The following is a 16,003-nucleotide window of genomic DNA, read 5'->3' as shown; positions in this document are numbered from 1 at the left end:
ATCAAGGGGGGCTGAACAAGTGAGAGCAGGAACCGAGATGACTCCCTTCGCGATTGCCGGTGTGCAGATGTACGTCAACGCATTGCATCCCAACACGGATGGCATGCTGCACCGGCTGGATATCCTGATGGCGCGGTTCCCCTGGACGCAGATGGTGCTGTTCTCCGAGCTTTCCCCCTTCGGGCCGCTGCCGAAATTCGCGCAGCCCTTCCATAACGACAGCCTGCGCCAATTCCAGGAGGCCGCGCGCAAGCACAATATCTGGCTGATCCCCGGCTCGATGTTCGAACGCGCCGAGGACGGCAAGATCTACAATTCCTCGGCGGTGATCAACCCGGCGGGCGAGATCGTGGCCAGCTACCGCAAGATGTTCCCGTTCCGGCCCTATGAAACCGAGGTCGAGGCCGGGACCGAATTCTGCGTCTTTGACGTGCCGGGGGTGGGGCGGTTCGGCCTGTCGATCTGCTATGACATCTGGTTCCCGGAAACCACGCGCCAGCTGACCGCGCAGGGGGTCGAGGTGCTGCTGCACCCGGTGCTTACCGGCACGACCGACCGCGACGCCGAGCTGGCCATCGCGCGGGCCACCGCGGCGCAGTTCCAGTGCTACGTTTTCGATGTGAACGGGCTTGGGGCAGGCGGCAACGGGCGGTCCTGCGTGGTCGATCCCTCGGCCACGGTGCTGCACCAGTCTGCCGGGCAAGAGGACATGTTCCCGATCGAGGTCGACCTCGATCTCGTCCGGCGCCAGCGCGAAACCGGCATCAAGGGGCTGGGGCAGGTGCTGAAAAGCTTCCGCGACCGCTCGGTCGATTTCCCGGTCTACGACCGGATGAGCGGGACCGACGCTTATCTGAACAGCCTCGGCGCGCTGGAGATGCCCCGGCAGGGATCGCGCTCGGGGATGAATTTGCGGGATACCTCGGTGACGGGGGGGCAGCATCTGGCGATGGGCCCGCCGTTCCGCGACGACGACGGCACGCCACCGCTGGCGGGCACGAACACAACAGGCTGATCTGACCGATCGAAAAGCGTAAGACGCTCGTCGTTGGTTGGCTGGCCTCAGGGAGGACGGACCGATGCAATCGATGAGCGACTACTACTCTGCGGTGCAGTTGCGCGCAGACCGCTGGAGCGCCCTGCGCGAGAAACTCGATCATCTGGTGCGCGAACCCGAAGGGCGACGTGCGAAAGCGGCCCATGCCGAGGCGCAGAAACTGTTCGGCTCTCTGGCGATCGTCGAACGCTATTGGGCCTTTCCCGGCATGACGGCATTCGAGCACATGCGCCGCCAGTTTGAGGCGGGGCATGTCTCCGAAGCCGCCTATTCGGTGATGCGCGTCAACCGCGCCTTGACCACCGGAGCCTACCGCCGCCGCAAGATCCCGCTGGAGCAGGGTATTCTTGATGAGGATCAGGAAGAGGATGCCCTGCTGCCCCCCGAGGCGCGGGCGCTGTCGAAGCCCTATTTCGAAGTGCTGATCGTCGATGACGTGAACGAGCATCAGGAACGCTGGCTGAAATCCAACATGCTCTCGATGCGCCGCAGCGAGGATGCCTTCACCTACGAGCCGGTCGTCGTCCCCAGCCTGCAGGACGCGTTGATCGGCGTTCTGTTCAATCACAACATCCAGGCGATCATCGTTCGTCCGGGGCTGCGGCTCGAGTCTGACGTCGAACTGGCGATCCTGACGCGATACCTCAATCGCGCGGGAGGCGTGGAGGAGATCGAGGAGATCCCGCCCGAGGATTATGGTCCTGAACTGTGCCGCCTGATCGCCAAGGTGCGGCCCGAACTCGACGCCTATCTCGTCACCGATCGCTCTGTCGAGGATATCGCGGGGCTCGATCTGGGGATCTGTCGGCGGGTCTTCTACAATCAGGAAGACTTCATGGAGTTGCACCTGAACATCCTGCGCGGGGTGCAGGCACGGTTCAAGACGCCGTTCTTCACCGCGCTCAAGGAATATTCCAAGCAGCCCACCGGCGTTTTCCATGCCATGCCGATCAGTCGTGGCAAGTCGATCACGCGCAGCCACTGGATTCAGGATATGGGCGCGTTCTACGGCCCGAATATCTTCCTGGCGGAGACATCGGCGACCTCGGGCGGCCTCGATAGCCTGCTCGAGCCGCACGGGCCGATTAAGGAGGCACAGGAACTGGCCGCGCGGGCCTTTGGCGCCAAGCAGACCTTCTTTGCGACGAACGGCACCTCGACCTGCAACAAGATCGTGGTGCAGGCGCTGGTGCGACCGGGCGATATCGTGCTGGTGGACCGCGACTGCCACAAGTCGCATCACTACGGCATGGTTCTGGCGGGCGCGAATGTGCGCTACCTCGACAGCTATCCGCTCAATGAATACTCGATGTATGGCGCGGTGCCGCTGAAGGAAATCAAGCACCACCTGCTCAAGCTCAAGGCCGCGGGCAAGCTGGACCGCGTGCGGATGCTCTTGCTGACGAACTGCACCTTTGACGGGCTGGTCTACAACGTCGAGCGGGTGATGGAGGAATGCCTTGCCATCAAGCCCGACCTGATCTTCCTGTGGGATGAGGCCTGGTTTGCCTTCGCCCGCTTTGGCCCGACCTACCGGCAGCGCACCGGGATGAATGCCGCCAACAACCTGCGGGAGCGGCTACGCTCGCCCGAGCACGCCAAGGCCCATGCCAAGCAGGTCGAGAAGCTGAAGGATGCGGATGAGGCGACGCTGCTCAAGACCCGCCTGATCCCACCGCCGAATGCGCGGGTGCGCGTTTACACGACGCAATCGACGCATAAGACGCTGACCTCGCTGCGGCAGGGCTCGATGATCCATGTCAACGATCAGGACTTCAAGGGTGAGGTCGAGGCCTCGTTCCAGGAAGCCTACATGACCCATACCTCGACCAGCCCGAACTACCAGATCATCGCCTCGCTCGATGTCGGGCGGCGGCAGGTCGAGCTGGAGGGCTTCGAGTTCGTCCAGCGCCAGGTCGAGGCCGCCATGGCGATGCGCCGCGCGATCTCGACCCATCCTCTGTTGCAGAAGTATTTCAAGGTGCTGACCGCGGGCGACATGATCCCCGAAGAGCATCGCGAAAGCGGGGTCGAGAGTTACTACGACCCCGAGCAGGGCTGGACCGATATCTGGAATTGCTGGGAGAAGGACGAATTCGTTCTGGACGCAACGCGCGTGACGCTCGCCGTGGGCGGCACCGGCTGGGATGGCGACACGTTCAAGACCCAGGTGCTGATGGACAAATACGGTATCCAGATCAACAAGACCTCGCGCAACACGGTGCTGTTCATGACGAATATCGGCACCACGCGCTCTTCGGTTGCCTATCTGATCGAGGTGCTGGTCGAGATCGCCAAGGAACTGGACGACCGGCTCGATGATGCCTCGAAGATGGAACGTCTGGCCTTCGAGCGGCGGGTGAAGAACCTGATGCAGGATCTGCCGCCACTGCCCGATTTCTCGCATTTCCATGAGGCATTCTGCGCCGATCCCGACACTGGCGAGGGCGACATCCGCACGCCCTTCTTCCTGGCCTATGACGAGAACAATTGCGACTATCTCGACCTGCAAGGCGGGATCGAAGCCGAGATGGACAAGGGGCGCGAGGTGGTCTCGGCCTCGTTCATCATCCCCTATCCGCCGGGGTTCCCGATCCTGGTGCCCGGGCAGGTCGTCAGCCGGGAAATCCTGGCCTTCATGCGGGCCTTGGACGTCAACGAAATCCACGGCTACCGTGCCGATCTGGGCCTGAGGGTCTTTACCGACGCAGCACTCGCAAATCAGCTTAAAACACTCGCCACAGCGGCGGAATGAAGGGGGAAGTCACATGAGCAAGTCAGATCTGAAGAACATTTCCGAAATCCGCCGCTACTTCCACAGGAACGAAGACCCGATCTATTTCATCTCGGCGACCAACTTCAACCTGCTGGGCATCGACGAATGGTGCAAGAACTTCAAGTATATCTGCTATATCGACTGCTATGACGGGCGGCATCCGAACGTGTTCTGCCCGTCCGAGCAGCCCCATGCCGAGTTCCAGTCGATCGAAGAGATCAACAACTACCTGCTCCAGCATAAAGAGGTCATCGACCTCGTGAAGCGGCGGGGCGGCAAGCCCAAGTTCGTCTTCCTGATGTTCGACGAAGAGACTGAGCGACTGGCCAAGGAACTCGGGGCCGAGGTCTGGTTCCCCAAGGCGAAGCTGCGCACCAAGATGGACAACAAGATCGAGACCGTGCGCGTCGGCAACAAGGCCGGGGTGCCCTCGGTGCCCAATACGCTGGCCGAGGTCAAATCCTGGGACGACCTGATGAAGACCTGCGACAAGGCGGGTCTGGGCCATGACCTCGTGCTGCAATCGGCCTATGGCGACAGCGGCCACACGACCTTCTTCATCAAGTCCGAGGCCGATTTCCGCCGCCACGAGCATGAAATCGTCGGCGAGGGCGAGATCAAGATCATGAAGCGCATCGACTGCCGCGGTTCAGCGATCGAGGGCTGCGCGACCAGCCAGGGCACCATCGTCGGCCCGCTGATGACCGAGCTGGTCGGCTTCAAGGAGCTGACGCCCTATCGTGGCGGCTGGTGCGGCAACGAGATCTTCTCGACCGCCTTCCCGCCCAAGGTGCGCCAGAAAGCCCGCGACCTGACCTTCAAGTTCGGCGAACAGCTGCGCAAGGAAGGGTATCGGGGCTATTTCGAACTCGATTTCCTGATCGACAAGAAGACCGGCGATATCTGGCTGGGCGAGTTAAATCCGCGCATCACGGGCGCGTCGTCGATGACGAACCACGCGGCCTTTGCCCATGCGGATGCGCCGCTCTTCCTGTTCCACCTGCTCGAATTCTCGAAGGCCAAGTTCAAGCTGGATGTGGACGAGCTGAACGCCCGTTGGGCCGATCCCGACATGATCGACGGTTGGAGCCAGATGGTCATCAAGCATACCGAGGACAATGTCGATATCGTCACAGCCGCACCGCAGTCCGGGATCTACCGGATGCTCGAGGATGGTCGCGTCGTCTTTGACCGCTTCGACTATCACCGCCGAGCGGTCGAATCCGAGAACGAGGCCTTCTTCCTGCGCATCCTCAAGCCGGGTGATTACCGCTACGAGGGCGCCGATCTGGGTATTCTGGTGACGCGCGGGCGCTCGATGACGAACGGCTTCCAGCTGAACGAGCGCGCCAAGAAGTGGATCCACGGCATCAAGTCGGCCTTCGCCGCACAGCCCCTGCCGATGGCCGAGGCTGGCCCGGCGCTGGCAGATCCGGCGTTCAAGATCCTCTGATGGAGCTTTGGTGGCGCGCCATAAGCGAGGCGGAGCCTGGCCCGAAATGGGCCGGGCTTTTCGCTGAGCTTTGGCCCGCCTACAAGGCCTGGTGGCTGCGCGAGGGCGAGGATGCGCGGCCGACCTACCTTGAATGCCTGCGCGCGCTCGAGCGGCACATGCCCGAGATCTTGCCGATCTACGAGCAGCTCTGCGCCCTTGCGGGGGGCGGCGATCTGGCGGCGCGGTTTCTCAGCTTCTATCGCCCGCCGCCCTATCTGTCGGGGTGCAGTCAGGCGATCTGGCCGGGCAAGGAACCCGTGCTGGTGCGCAATTACGATTATGACCCGCGCGCGTTCGAACGCATCGTGCTGCACACCGGCTGGCAGGGCCGCAAGGTCATGGGCACCACGGACGGGCTTTGGGGGCTTGTCGATGGCATGAACGATGCGGGGCTTGCGGTCTCGCTGACCTTCGGGGGGCGGCGCGTGGTCGGCGATGGCTTCGGCGTGCCGATCATCCTGCGCTATGTGCTGCAAACCTGCACAACCGCCGAAGAAGCGGGGCAGGCGCTGGCACGCATCCCCTCGCATATGAGCTACAACGTCACCGTGCTGGACCGGCGCCGCAACTACCTGACGGCATTCCTGTCGCCCGACCGGCCCGCGATCATGACCCATGCAGCGGTCGCCACGAACCATCAGGAGCGCGTCGAATGGGATGCCCACGCCCGCATGACCGCCTCGGTCGAGCGCGAGCGTTTCCTGCTGCAACGCCTGACGCTGCATGTCGAGCCCGAGGAGAAGTTCATCTCGGCCTTCCTGCGCCCGCCGCTTTATTCGACCGCTTATGACCGGGGCTTCGGCACGCTTTACACGGCGGTTTACCGGCCGCGCAAAGGCGAGATGGAACTGCGCTGGCCGCGCGGGTGCTGGCCGCTCGATCTACACGAGTTTCACGAAGCCTCGCATCTGATCATGACCCCCGACCCACGGGCGGTCGCGGAAAGGGAGCAATGACCGAAGACACCGAACTGCTGGAGCGTCCCGAGCCTACGCCCGAGAATGACGCACCCGCCACGCCGACCCTGCGCGAGCGGGTGAAGGCCGCCGTGGACGCGCGCGACGCCGAGCAGTTGCAGGCCTTGCTGGAGCCCCTGCCGCTTTCGGCGGCGCTGCGCCAGCTTCTGGCGCTGTCTGCCGATGACCGCGACCGGGTGCTTGAACTTGTGCCCACCGAACTGGCCGCCGCGCTGGTCGAAGAGGCGCCCCATGCCGCAGCGACCGAGCTGGTCGAACGCCTCGAATGGGACCGCGCCGCCGAGATCATCGACGTGCTCGACAGCGACCTTCAGGCCGACCTCATCGGCGATCTCGACAGCGAGGATGCCGAGGCGATCCTGGCCGAGCTTGAACCCGAGGACGCCGCCGATGTGCGCCGTCTGGTCGCTTATGAGGACGATACCGCAGGTGGGTTGATGGTGGCCGAGGCGTTCAAGTTCCCGGTCACTGCGACAGTGGGCGCGGTGCTGCGCAGTTTTGTCGACGAGGAACAGGACTTTGAGCGGTATCGCGGCCAGCACCCCTATGTGATCGACACCGAAGGCCGCCCCGTAGGGGTCGTCTCGCTGCGCGGGCTTCTGGTGGCGAAACGCTCGGCCAAGCTTGGCGCGATCATGATCGAGCCCATCGTGGTGACGGTGGATACGACACTGGACGACTTGCAGGACCTGTTCGATCGCCACAGCTTCCTTGGCCTGCCGGTGGTCGAGGCCGACGGGCGTCTGGTTGGCGTTGTGTCCAGAGCGGCCATCGACGCGGCCGCGCTTGAGCGTGCGGAAAGCGAGACGCTGCGGCTTCAGGGCGTCGTTGGGGACGAGCTGCGCTCGATGCCGACCTGGCTGCGCTCGCGCCGGCGACTAATGTGGCTGACGGCCAATATCGTGCTGAACGTCATCGCGGCCTCGGTGATCTCGGCCTATGAGGAGACCTTGGCCGCGGTCATCGCCATCGCGGTCTTCCTGCCGATGGTGTCGGATATGTCGGGCTGTTCGGGCAATCAGGCGGTGGGCGTAACCATGCGAGAGCTTTCGCTCGGGGTGGTGCAGCCCAAGGACGCGATGCGCGTCTGGCTCAAAGAGCTGTCGGTCGGCGTGATCAACGGTCTGGCTTTGGGGGTGCTGATAGGCCTTGTCGCCTGGTTCTGGAAGGGCAACGTCTGGCTTGGCGCGGTGATCGGGGCGGCGCTTGCGCTCAATACCGTGCTGGCGGTGTCCATCGGGGGGGTGGTGCCACTTCTGCTTAAGCGGCTGGGGCAAGGCCCGGCGGCGGCCTCCGGGCCGCTTCTGACCACGATCACCGATATGGCGGGCTTCTTCCTGGTGCTCAGCCTCGCCAGCCTGCTGATGCCCTACCTGATCTAAGCCACTATTGCGCGGTATAGCCGCCGAAGCGGGCGATGCGCTCTTCGAACCGCGCGACCCGGTCGGCCGCGCCCTCGCTGCGCGCGGCCATCGCCGCCAGGATCAGCTCGACCGTCAGGAAGGCGCTGTTAAGCGAGGGCATGAGCTGCGGCCCCGACATCGGCAGGCAGATCACCTTCCAGGCGCCAAGCGCGATGGGCGAGGTCTGCGCATCGGTCAGCGCCAGCACCCGCGCCCCGCAATCGCGGGCGATTTGGCAGGCGCGCACGACCTCGGCCGAATAATGCTCGTAGGTGATCGCGACGACGATATCCTCGGGCGTGCTTTGCGACACCTGGTCAAGGATCGCGCCGGGCGCGGCGGGGGCGGGGACGAAATTGTCGAAAGCCATCCCGCCGACATAGGACAGGTAATGCGCAATCGAGTAGCAACTGCGCACGCCGACCGAATAGATCCGGCGGGCGGCCAGCAGCGGCGCGATGCAGTCGTTGGCGGTTTCCAGCAGTCCGGGCGATGAAAGCCGCTGCAGGTTATCGCCGCTCGCCGCAAGCACCTGCGTGAAGATATCGGCATCGGGCAGGTTGCGCAGCGCCCGCGCCCGGTCGCCATAGGTCGCGCCGCCGCGCTGAAGCAGCCGCTGCACATCGGCGCGCAAGGCGTCATAGCCCTCGTAGCCCAACTCGCGCGAGGTGCGGGTGACCAGGTTCGCATCGACCCCGGCCTTTTGCGCCAGTCCGCGAATCGAGTTGAAGGCAATGTCGTTCCAATGATCGAGCAGCCACAGCGCGAAGGCACCAAGCTTGGGCGGCGCGGACTGCGCCAGATCACGTAGCGCAGACTGGAGTTTTTCTTCGGACATCATGGGCTTGCTGCCTTCGTTGCGGTGGTGCTGGCGCATATCAAAGATCAATTTCCGTAAAAATGCAAACGCATCTTTACGGAAATAGAAATAAATCATATGAATTATATACGGGCGGGGATACCCGCCCGCAAACCGATTTGTCCCGGAATTGCATGAGGAACTGCGCATGTCCGATCATATCTTTGGCCGCTCCACCAAGGGCGCTTTGCCGGTCGCGGTGGCGGGCGATGGCTGCTACCTGATCGACGCCAGCGGCAAGCGTTATCTCGATGGTTCGGGCGGGGCGGCAGTATCCTGTCTTGGGCATTCCAATGCGGCGGTGCGCGCGGCGCTGCATGACCAGCTTGACCGGCTGGCCTTCGCGCATACCGGCTTCTTCACCTCGGAACCGGCCGAGCAGCTTGCCGATACGCTGATCGCCAATGCCCCCGAGGGGATCGAGCGCGTCTATCTGGTCTCGGGCGGGTCCGAGGCGGTCGAGGCAGCGCTCAAGTTGGCGCGGCAGTATTTCCTAGAGATCGGCCAGCCGCAGCGGCACCGCGTGATCGCCCGCCGCCAAAGCTACCACGGCAACACGCTTGGCGCACTGGCGACCGGCGGCAACGAATGGCGCCGCGTGCAATTCGCGCCGATGCTGATCGAGACCAGCCATATCTCGGCCTGCTACGAATACCGGGGCAGGGCGGAAGGCGAGAGTGTCGAGGCCTACGGGCTGCGCGCTGCGGATGAGCTGGAGGTCGAGATCCAGCGCCTCGGGCCTGAAAGCGTGATGGCCTTCGTGGCCGAGCCGGTCGTGGGCGCGACGGCGGGCGCGGTGCCTGCGGTCAAGGGTTACCTGAAGCGCATCCGCGAGATCTGTGATCGCCACGGCGTGCTCTTGATCCTCGACGAGGTGATGTGCGGCATGGGCCGCACGGGCTATCTGTTCGCCTGTCAGGAAGACGGTGTGGCGCCCGACATGATCACCATCGCCAAGGGGTTGGGGGCGGGCTATCAGCCCATCGGGGCGCTGCTGGTGCAGGGCCAGATCTACAACGCCATCGCTGCGGGGTCGGGCTTTTTCCAGCACGGCCATACCTACATGGGCCATGCGATGGCGGCGACCGCCGCGAATGCCGTGCTGGCCGAGATCCTGGGCAAGGATCTGCTGGGCCGGGTGCGCGCGCAGGGCGAAAAGCTGCAAGCCGCGCTGGTCGATGCCTTGGGCGATCACCCCAATGTCGGCGATATCCGCGGGCGCGGCCTGTTTCGCGGCGTCGAACTGGTGGCGGACCGTGCGACCAAGGCGCCCTTCGATCCAGCGCGCAAGCTGAATGCAAAGATCAAGGCCGAGGCCTTCAAGGCGGGCCTGATCTGCTACCCGATGGGCGGCACGATCGACGGGCAACTGGGCGATCACGTCCTGCTTGCGCCGCCCTTCATCATCGAGGACGCGCAGATCGACGAGCTTGTCGGCAAGCTCTCGGGGGCCATCGACCGGGCGCTGTCGGCATGAGGTCGCTTCCCCGCATCATGGTCGCGCCGAACGGTGCCCGGCTGACCAAGGCCGATCACCCCGGCATCCCGGTGACCATCCCCGAGATCGTGGACTGCGCGGTTGCCTGCCATAAGGTCGGGGCCGACGGCATCCATGCCCATGTGCGCGACGCGGCTGGCGCGCATGTGCTGGACGCCGGGCTTTACCGTGAACTGCTGGCCGAACTGGGCCTAGTGCTGCCGGGTTTCTACACGCAGATCACCACCGAGGCGGTGGGGCGCTACACTGCGGCCGAGCAGCGGGAGCTGGTTCATGCGGTGCGCCCCGCAGCCGTCTCGGTGGCGCTGCGTGAGATCACCGACGGCGCCGAGCCCGCCGAAACCACCCGCTTCTTTGCCTTCTGTCACGAAGCCGGGATCGAGGTGCAGCACATCCTCTATGATGTTGCGGATATCGAGCGCCTGGCGCAGATGGTAGATCAGGGCGCCGTGCCGCGCGCCGATCTTCGGGCCTTGATCGTCCTAGGTCGATACAGCGCGGGGCAGAAATCCGCCCCCTCCGATCTCGATGCGCCCGCCGCGGCGCTGCTCAGGCTGTTGCCCGAGACGGATTGGGCGGTTTGCGCCTTTGGTGCGCAGGAAACGGCCTGTCTGCTTGCGGCGGCCGAGTGGGGCGGAAAGGCCCGGATCGGGTTCGAGAACAATCGCCTCAATGCCGATCTGTCCGTCGCCACCACCAATGCCGAGCGCGTGGCCGATCTGGTCGCCGCCCTTGAAGCTTCCGGCCTGAACTAGGGAAAGCCGCGGGCTATGGTTGCGCTGCAAAATCTGTCGCAGATGCTCTAAGCCTTCGCCGCGCGTTCCTCGCTGAGGCGCGTGAGCAGCGAGGTCTTGGCGTCCTCGATATGCTGCGCGGTCAGGCGGGCGGCAAGTTCCGCATCGCCCTTTTCAAAGGCGGCCAGGATCAGTGCATGCTCGGCAACCGCTTTTTGCTGCCCGTCGGTCAATGACAGTTGCGCGCGCAGATAGCGGTCGCTGAGGTTCAGCAGGTTCTCGATTACGCCCATGTAGTGGCGCTGCGGGCCCGCGCGGTATAGCGCGCAGTGGAAGCGGCGGTTCTGCGCCATCCATTCGGCAGGATCGGACGCCTGCGCAAAGGCGTCATGCGCCGCGCGGGCCTCGGCCATTGCGGCGGGGTCCATGTCGCTTGCGGCGCGGCGGATCGCATCGCTTTCGACCAGTGCGCGGAGGCGGAAGATCTCTTCGATCTCCTGGATCGGCAGGTCGGTGACGAACGCCCCCTTGTAGCGCCGCGTCTCGACGAGGCCGAGTTGTTCGAGCCGCGCAATCGCTTCGCGCACCGGAATGCGGCTGACGTTGAAGGCGGAGGCAATTTCTTCCTGACGTAGCTGGGCGCCGTTCTCCAGATCGCCCTTCACAATAGCATCGCGCAGCGCCGCGAAGACGATATCGGCGGCGGATCTGGTCTTCGACAGGTCGGTGCGTTCGAATTTCATGGGGCTGGTATGCCTGAAAATTCTGCTTGCTGCTACGGGGAGAATAGCATGCCCACTCATGATTGGATACAATATCCAAAAGGAGAGATTCGACCAAGGCTGCACACAAGGCGGGTCGCAGAATGGAGAAGAGAATGCGCAGTACCAAGGTTATTCACGTCGTCTCGTGCCATGCCGAGGGGGAGGTGGGCGATGTCATCGTCGGCGGGGTCGCGCCTCCCCCCGGTGACACGCTGTGGGAGCAGCGCAAGTGGATCGCCGAGAATGAGGTGCTGCGCAATTTCGTGCTGAACGAGCCGCGCGGCGGGGTGTTTCGGCACGTGAACTTGCTTGTGCCGCCCAAACACCCCGAGGCGCAGGCCGCCTGGATCATCATGGAACCCGAGGACACCCCGCCGATGTCAGGCTCGAACTCGATCTGCGTCTCGACGGTGCTGCTAGATAGCGGCATCCTGCCCATGCAGGAGCCGGTGACCGAGATGGTGCTGGAGGCGCCCGGCGGCCTCGTGCGCGTCCGGGCCGATTGCGCGAATGGCAAGGCCGAGCGGATCCATGTTGAAAACCTGCCCTCCTTCGCGACGCGGCTGGGGGTGCCGCTTGAGGTGCCGGGGCTGGGGGTGATCACCGTCGATACGGCCTTCGGGGGAGACAGCTTCGTTGTCGTCGATCCCGAGGCGCTTGGCGTCGATCTGGTCGCCGAAAATGCACGCGAGATCGCCGCGCTTGGCATTCGGATCACCAACGCCGCGAACGCGCAGTTCCGCTTCGAGCACCCGGAAAAGCCCGATTGGGCGCATCATTCCTTCTGCCTTTTCGCAGGCAAGATCGCCCGGCAGGGGAACGAGTTGCGCGCGCTCTCGGTCGTTGCGATCCAGCCCGGCAAGCTCGACCGCTCGCCCACCGGTACCGCAGTCTCGGCGCGCATGGCGATCTTGCACGCGCGTGGCGAGATGGGTCCGGAAGACCGCTTCACAGGTGTTTCAATCATCGGATCGGAGTTCCACGGCCGCATTCTGGGCGTCACCAAGGTGGGGGCGCGCGACGCGATCCGCCCCGAGATCAGCGGCCGCGCCTGGATCACCGGGACGCATCAGCACATGCTCGATCCGGGCGATCCCTGGCCGGGCGGCTACCGGATCTCGGACACCTGGCCGCGGTTGTTCAAGTGAAACAGGGGCCTGCCCGAGCGGATCGGGCAGGCCCTGCGCCTCAGAAGCGGCGCACGTCGAAGGGGCCGAGCGGGATTTCCGCCTCGCGCCGCGCGGCGATGGACGCGACAAGCTCGGCCGTCCCCGCTGACTGGGTCAGGCCCAGATGGCCGTGACCGAAGGCATAGATCACCCGGTCCGAGCGCGGCGAGCGGCTGATGACCGGCAGGCTGTCGGGCAGCGAGGGGCGGAAACCCATCCATTGCGTGCCGCCGTTCGGGTCGAAGCCGGGCAGGAACTCGACCGTCTTGCGCACCAGCGTCTCGGCGCGTTTGTAGTTTGGGGCAAGCTCCAGTCCGCCAAGTTCGACCGCGCCGCCCACGCGCAGCCCCTCGCCGATGCGGCTGACCACGAAGCCGTGGCTGCTGAATGACAGATGCGTGCGGACGTCGAAGCTGGCGGTGGGGAAGGTGGTATTGTAGCCGCGCTCGGTCTCAAGCGGGATCTTGTCGCCAAGGGTGCGCGCGATCCGGTGCGACCAGGCGCCCGCCGCGATCACGACCTGATCGGCCCGGCGCGGCCCGGCGCTGGTGGCAATCTCGACGCCCGAGGCGGTCGGGGTGACCGACTGGATCTCGACGATTTCGATTTCGCCCCCGGCGGCCACGAACTGGCGTGCAAGGTGTTCAGTCCAGAGCGCCGGATCGGTCACGTTCAGCCAGCCGGGGGTGAAGCCTGCATGGGTGAAGCGGGGGCTGAGGCCCGGCTGGATCTCGGCGATGGCGCCGGGGCTTTCGAGCAGGTCGAAGGCGATGCCGTGTTGGCCGCGCAGCTTCCACGCGGGCAGTGATGCCTCGAATTGCGCGCGGCCCTCGTAAAGCTGCAACTGCCCCTCGCGGCGCATGAATGCCTCGCCATCGACCCGGGGGATGAGGCGTTCCAGCGCCGCTTGCGACACGCGCATCAGCGAGGATTGCGCGGCGACGGCGGGTTCGTAGCGGTCCTTCCAGCTGGCGCGCCAGAAGCGCAGCATCCAGGGCGCGATCCGGGCGGCATAGGCCGGGCGCAGCGACAGCGGGCCAAGTGGGTCAAGCAGCCATTTTGGCGCCTTGCGCATGATGCCGGGGGTTGCCAGCGGCTCGACCTCGGGGAAGGCGAAGGCGCCCGCGTTCCCGCGCGAGGTTTCTGCGGCCACCCCCTTGCGATCAAGCAGGCGCACGCGGTGCTCCTGCGCCTGAAGCGCAAGCGCGCTGGTTACGCCGATGATCCCCGCGCCGATGACGAGAATTTCAGCTTGTTCGGATTGGGCCATGGCGGACCTCGGTCGGGCTGGAAGTGAAACGAAAATGCCCGGCGCCTGCATGGCGCCGGGCGGTATGGATCAAAGGGCGATCCCTTTGTTGAACGGGTCTTGCGGCAGGAAGATCAGCTTGCTTTCCGCCATCACATAGGCCTTGCCGGTGATCGAGGGGATCACGCCGCCGTTCGGCCCCTTGCGATAGGATAGCCGATAGGTGCTGCCGATCACGCTTTCCTGCACGATCTCGTGGCCCTCGGCCAGGCGGCCGTCGGCGGCAAGGCAGGCCAGACGCGCCGAACAGCCGGTGCCACAGGGGGAGCGGTCATAGGCATCGTCCGGGCAAAGCACGAAGTTGCGGCTGTGGCCTTCGGGTGTTTCGGGCGGGCCGTAGAAGATCACGTGATCCACCGGCGCGCCGTTATCGCAGCCGTAACCCTGCGCCAGTAGCGCCTCGCGCACGGCGACGGTCACATCCGTGAGCTGGCGGATGTTCGCGGCGGTGACCGGAATCGGGCTTGGATCGACGAGGAAGAAGCAGTTGCCGCCATAGGCGATATCGCCCGTCAGGGTGCCGATGCCGTCGATCTCAACCGAGACGCCTGTGCTGCAGCGGCGGCTTTCGACATTGGTGACGGTCACGGTGTTGGCATCCAGAACGTCCACCGTGACGACACCGACGGGCGTCTCGATCCGGTGCTGGCCCAGACCGATGCGCCCCATGTGCACCAGCGTCGCCGCAAGGCCGATCGTGCCATGGCCGCACATGCCCAGAACCGCCTCGGAGTCGAAATAGATCACCCCGGTCACACAGCTCGGATCGACCGGCTCGACCAGCAGCGCGCAGACCATTGCGACCTGTCCGCGCGGCTCGAGGATGACCGAGCGGTAGAAGCCGCGATACTCGGTCGCAAGCCGTTGCGCGCGCACGGCCAGCGGGCCGGACCCAAGGTCCGGGCCGCCGTCGAGGATCACCCGCGTGGGCTCTCCGCCGGTATGGCTGTCGATCACATGCATTCGGCGATCACCCCGCCCTGTTTCGACCAGTTGGCGAACCACTTGTTGAACTGATGGAACTGAGCCTCGCAGAAATTCGCCTGCGTGGGCGAGAGCGCATCAGTTTCGTAGATGTTCAGGCGGTATTCCTCTTCGCCCTTCAGCACCATGAGATGCTTGAAGTACAGCACCAGGTCAACGCCCTCGTCGAACTTGGCCAGGACCGAGAAAGCCTCGGCCAGTTCGCGGGCGCGCAGGTCGGCCTCGGGGCAGCCCTCGGCGGCGCGGCGCGACAGGGCGACCTGAAGCAGCGCCTCTTTCGGGAAGATCGTGCCGATGCCGGTGATCGCGCCGACCGCGCCGCATTTCGCAAATCCGTGGTAAACCTCGGTATCGACGCCGACCATCAGGATCACCTCGTCATCTTGCGAGGTGATGTGCTCGGCCGCATAGCTCATGTCGGCCTTGCCGCCGAATTCTTTGAAGCCGATCAGGTTCTTATGCTCGGCCCGCAGCGCAAAGAACAGGTCGGCGCGGGTGGCATAGCCGTAATAGGGGCTGTTGTAGATGATTGCGGGCACATCAGGGGCCGCGTCAAGGATGGCCTTGAAGTGGTTGCGCTGCGCCGCCACCGACTGACCGCGCGAAAGGACGCGCGGGATGACCATGAGGCCCGCGGCGCCGACCTTCTGGGCATGTGCCGCATGGGCCACGGCGGATTTCGTGTTCACCGCACCCGTGCCCACGATTACCGGCACGCCGGCGTTGGTCAGGCGCTCCACGCCCTCCATGCGCTGCTCGTCGGTCAGCAGCGGCCAGTCCCCGCAAGAGCCGCAGTAGACGACGCCCGACATGCCGGCATCCATCATTTCCTGCCCCTTGCGCACCAGCGCGTCGAAATCGGGCTGGCGGTCGGCGGTGCAGGGGGTCAGCAGCGCGGGGATCGTGCCGAAGAATACGTCTTTGTTCATCCGAAGGACTCCGTTGGTTGTTCTGGCGCGGCGGGGGAGTGCCGCGATG

13 protein-coding genes are annotated in these 16,003 nt (G+C 64.7%); 8 read left to right on the top strand and 5 right to left on the bottom strand.

Annotated elements, in window-relative coordinates; translation table 11 throughout:
* The first annotated feature begins 37 nt into the window (after nt 1-37).
* The 5 genes from LZA78_RS03360 (at nt 38) to mgtE (ending at nt 7,687) form a co-directional block, all read left to right on the top strand.
* Nucleotides 38-1,015 carry a carbon-nitrogen hydrolase family protein gene (locus LZA78_RS03360; protein WP_233675538.1) on the top strand — a complete coding sequence of 326 codons (978 nt, stop codon included), beginning with the start codon at nt 38-40 and terminating at the stop codon, nt 1,013-1,015.
* 64 nt (nt 1,016-1,079) lie between these two features.
* Nucleotides 1,080-3,812: an aminotransferase class I/II-fold pyridoxal phosphate-dependent enzyme gene (locus tag LZA78_RS03355; RefSeq protein WP_233675537.1), complete on the top strand. Its 2,733-nt coding sequence runs from the start codon at nt 1,080-1,082 to the stop codon at nt 3,810-3,812.
* A gap of 13 nt (nt 3,813-3,825) precedes the next feature.
* Nucleotides 3,826-5,286 carry a biotin carboxylase gene (locus tag LZA78_RS03350; protein WP_233675536.1) on the top strand — a complete coding sequence of 487 codons (1,461 nt, stop codon included), beginning with the start codon at nt 3,826-3,828 and terminating at the stop codon, nt 5,284-5,286.
* Complete coding sequence (locus tag LZA78_RS03345) at nt 5,286-6,284, top strand: C45 family autoproteolytic acyltransferase/hydrolase (protein ID WP_233675535.1); 999 nt, start codon at nt 5,286-5,288, stop codon at nt 6,282-6,284. Before LZA78_RS03350 ends, LZA78_RS03345 begins: the two co-directional genes overlap by 1 nt.
* Nucleotides 6,281-7,687, top strand: a complete 1,407-nt coding sequence (gene mgtE / locus LZA78_RS03340) for a magnesium transporter (RefSeq protein WP_233675534.1) — start codon at nt 6,281-6,283, stop codon at nt 7,685-7,687. The genes LZA78_RS03345 and mgtE overlap by 4 nt, the downstream gene beginning before the upstream one ends.
* Before the next feature lie 4 nt (nt 7,688-7,691).
* Here the strand turns inward: mgtE and LZA78_RS03335 are convergent, their stop codons facing one another.
* Nucleotides 7,692-8,597: a MurR/RpiR family transcriptional regulator gene (locus LZA78_RS03335; protein ID WP_233675533.1), complete on the bottom strand. Its 906-nt coding sequence runs from the start codon at nt 8,595-8,597 to the stop codon at nt 7,692-7,694.
* 118 nt (nt 8,598-8,715) lie between these two features.
* Here LZA78_RS03335 and LZA78_RS03330 point away from each other — a divergent pair, with 118 nt between their 5' ends.
* Nucleotides 8,716-10,044 carry an aspartate aminotransferase family protein gene (locus tag LZA78_RS03330; RefSeq protein WP_233675532.1) on the top strand — a complete coding sequence of 443 codons (1,329 nt, stop codon included), beginning with the start codon at nt 8,716-8,718 and terminating at the stop codon, nt 10,042-10,044.
* Complete coding sequence (locus LZA78_RS03325) at nt 10,041-10,820, top strand: beta-keto acid cleavage family enzyme (RefSeq protein WP_233675531.1); 780 nt, start codon at nt 10,041-10,043, stop codon at nt 10,818-10,820. The genes LZA78_RS03330 and LZA78_RS03325 overlap by 4 nt, the downstream gene beginning before the upstream one ends.
* A 47-nt stretch (nt 10,821-10,867) precedes the next feature.
* On the opposite strand, the gene LZA78_RS03320 is transcribed toward LZA78_RS03325, so the two are convergent.
* A complete protein-coding gene (locus LZA78_RS03320; RefSeq protein WP_233675530.1) occupies nt 10,868-11,542 on the bottom strand; it encodes a GntR family transcriptional regulator in 675 nt (224 codons plus the stop codon).
* A 134-nt stretch (nt 11,543-11,676) separates the two neighbouring features.
* Between LZA78_RS03320 and LZA78_RS03315 the strand changes: the two genes are divergently transcribed.
* A complete protein-coding gene (locus LZA78_RS03315) occupies nt 11,677-12,711 on the top strand; it encodes a trans-3-hydroxy-L-proline dehydratase (protein WP_233675529.1) in 1,035 nt (344 codons plus the stop codon).
* Nucleotides 12,712-12,751: 40 nt separating this feature from the next.
* Here LZA78_RS03315 and LZA78_RS03310 read toward each other — a convergent pair whose 3' ends face one another.
* The 3 genes from LZA78_RS03310 to LZA78_RS03300 form a co-directional block, all read right to left on the bottom strand.
* A complete protein-coding gene (locus LZA78_RS03310; RefSeq protein ID WP_233675528.1) occupies nt 12,752-14,002 on the bottom strand; it encodes an NAD(P)/FAD-dependent oxidoreductase in 1,251 nt (416 codons plus the stop codon).
* Between the two features lie 69 nt (nt 14,003-14,071).
* Nucleotides 14,072-15,004: a 4-hydroxyproline epimerase gene (locus tag LZA78_RS03305; RefSeq protein ID WP_233675527.1), complete on the bottom strand. Its 933-nt coding sequence runs from the start codon at nt 15,002-15,004 to the stop codon at nt 14,072-14,074.
* Nucleotides 14,995-15,954 carry a dihydrodipicolinate synthase family protein gene (locus LZA78_RS03300; protein WP_233675526.1) on the bottom strand — a complete coding sequence of 320 codons (960 nt, stop codon included), beginning with the start codon at nt 15,952-15,954 and terminating at the stop codon, nt 14,995-14,997. Before LZA78_RS03300 ends, LZA78_RS03305 begins: the two co-directional genes overlap by 10 nt.
* Between the last annotated feature and the right edge of the window lie 49 nt (nt 15,955-16,003).

Source organism: Rhodobacter flavimaris (genome assembly GCF_021378075.1).
GTDB classification, from domain to species: domain Bacteria; phylum Pseudomonadota; class Alphaproteobacteria; order Rhodobacterales; family Rhodobacteraceae; genus Rhodobacter; species Rhodobacter flavimaris.
Note: the sequence above shows the minus strand (reverse complement) of the source record. Positions and strands in the feature narration are given on the sequence as shown.

Excerpts from the sequence above, each read along its gene's own strand:
- LZA78_RS03315 (WP_233675529.1), top strand. The coding sequence starts at position 11,677 with ATGCGCAGTACCAAGGTTATTCACGTCGTCTCGTGCCATGCCGAGGGG.
- LZA78_RS03360 (WP_233675538.1), top strand. The coding sequence starts at position 38 with ATGACTCCCTTCGCGATTGCCGGTGTGCAGATGTACGTCAACGCATTG.
- LZA78_RS03300 (WP_233675526.1), bottom strand. The coding sequence starts at position 15,954 with ATGAACAAAGACGTATTCTTCGGCACGATCCCCGCGCTGCTGACCCCC.
- LZA78_RS03325 (WP_233675531.1), top strand. The coding sequence starts at position 10,041 with ATGAGGTCGCTTCCCCGCATCATGGTCGCGCCGAACGGTGCCCGGCTG.
- LZA78_RS03310 (WP_233675528.1), bottom strand. The coding sequence starts at position 14,002 with ATGGCCCAATCCGAACAAGCTGAAATTCTCGTCATCGGCGCGGGGATC.
- LZA78_RS03305 (WP_233675527.1), bottom strand. The coding sequence starts at position 15,004 with ATGCATGTGATCGACAGCCATACCGGCGGAGAGCCCACGCGGGTGATC.
- LZA78_RS03350 (WP_233675536.1), top strand. The coding sequence starts at position 3,826 with ATGAGCAAGTCAGATCTGAAGAACATTTCCGAAATCCGCCGCTACTTC.
- LZA78_RS03355 (WP_233675537.1), top strand. The coding sequence starts at position 1,080 with ATGCAATCGATGAGCGACTACTACTCTGCGGTGCAGTTGCGCGCAGAC.
- LZA78_RS03345 (WP_233675535.1), top strand. The coding sequence starts at position 5,286 with ATGGAGCTTTGGTGGCGCGCCATAAGCGAGGCGGAGCCTGGCCCGAAA.
- LZA78_RS03320 (WP_233675530.1), bottom strand. The coding sequence starts at position 11,542 with ATGAAATTCGAACGCACCGACCTGTCGAAGACCAGATCCGCCGCCGAT.
- LZA78_RS03330 (WP_233675532.1), top strand. The coding sequence starts at position 8,716 with ATGTCCGATCATATCTTTGGCCGCTCCACCAAGGGCGCTTTGCCGGTC.
- mgtE (WP_233675534.1), top strand. The coding sequence starts at position 6,281 with ATGACCGAAGACACCGAACTGCTGGAGCGTCCCGAGCCTACGCCCGAG.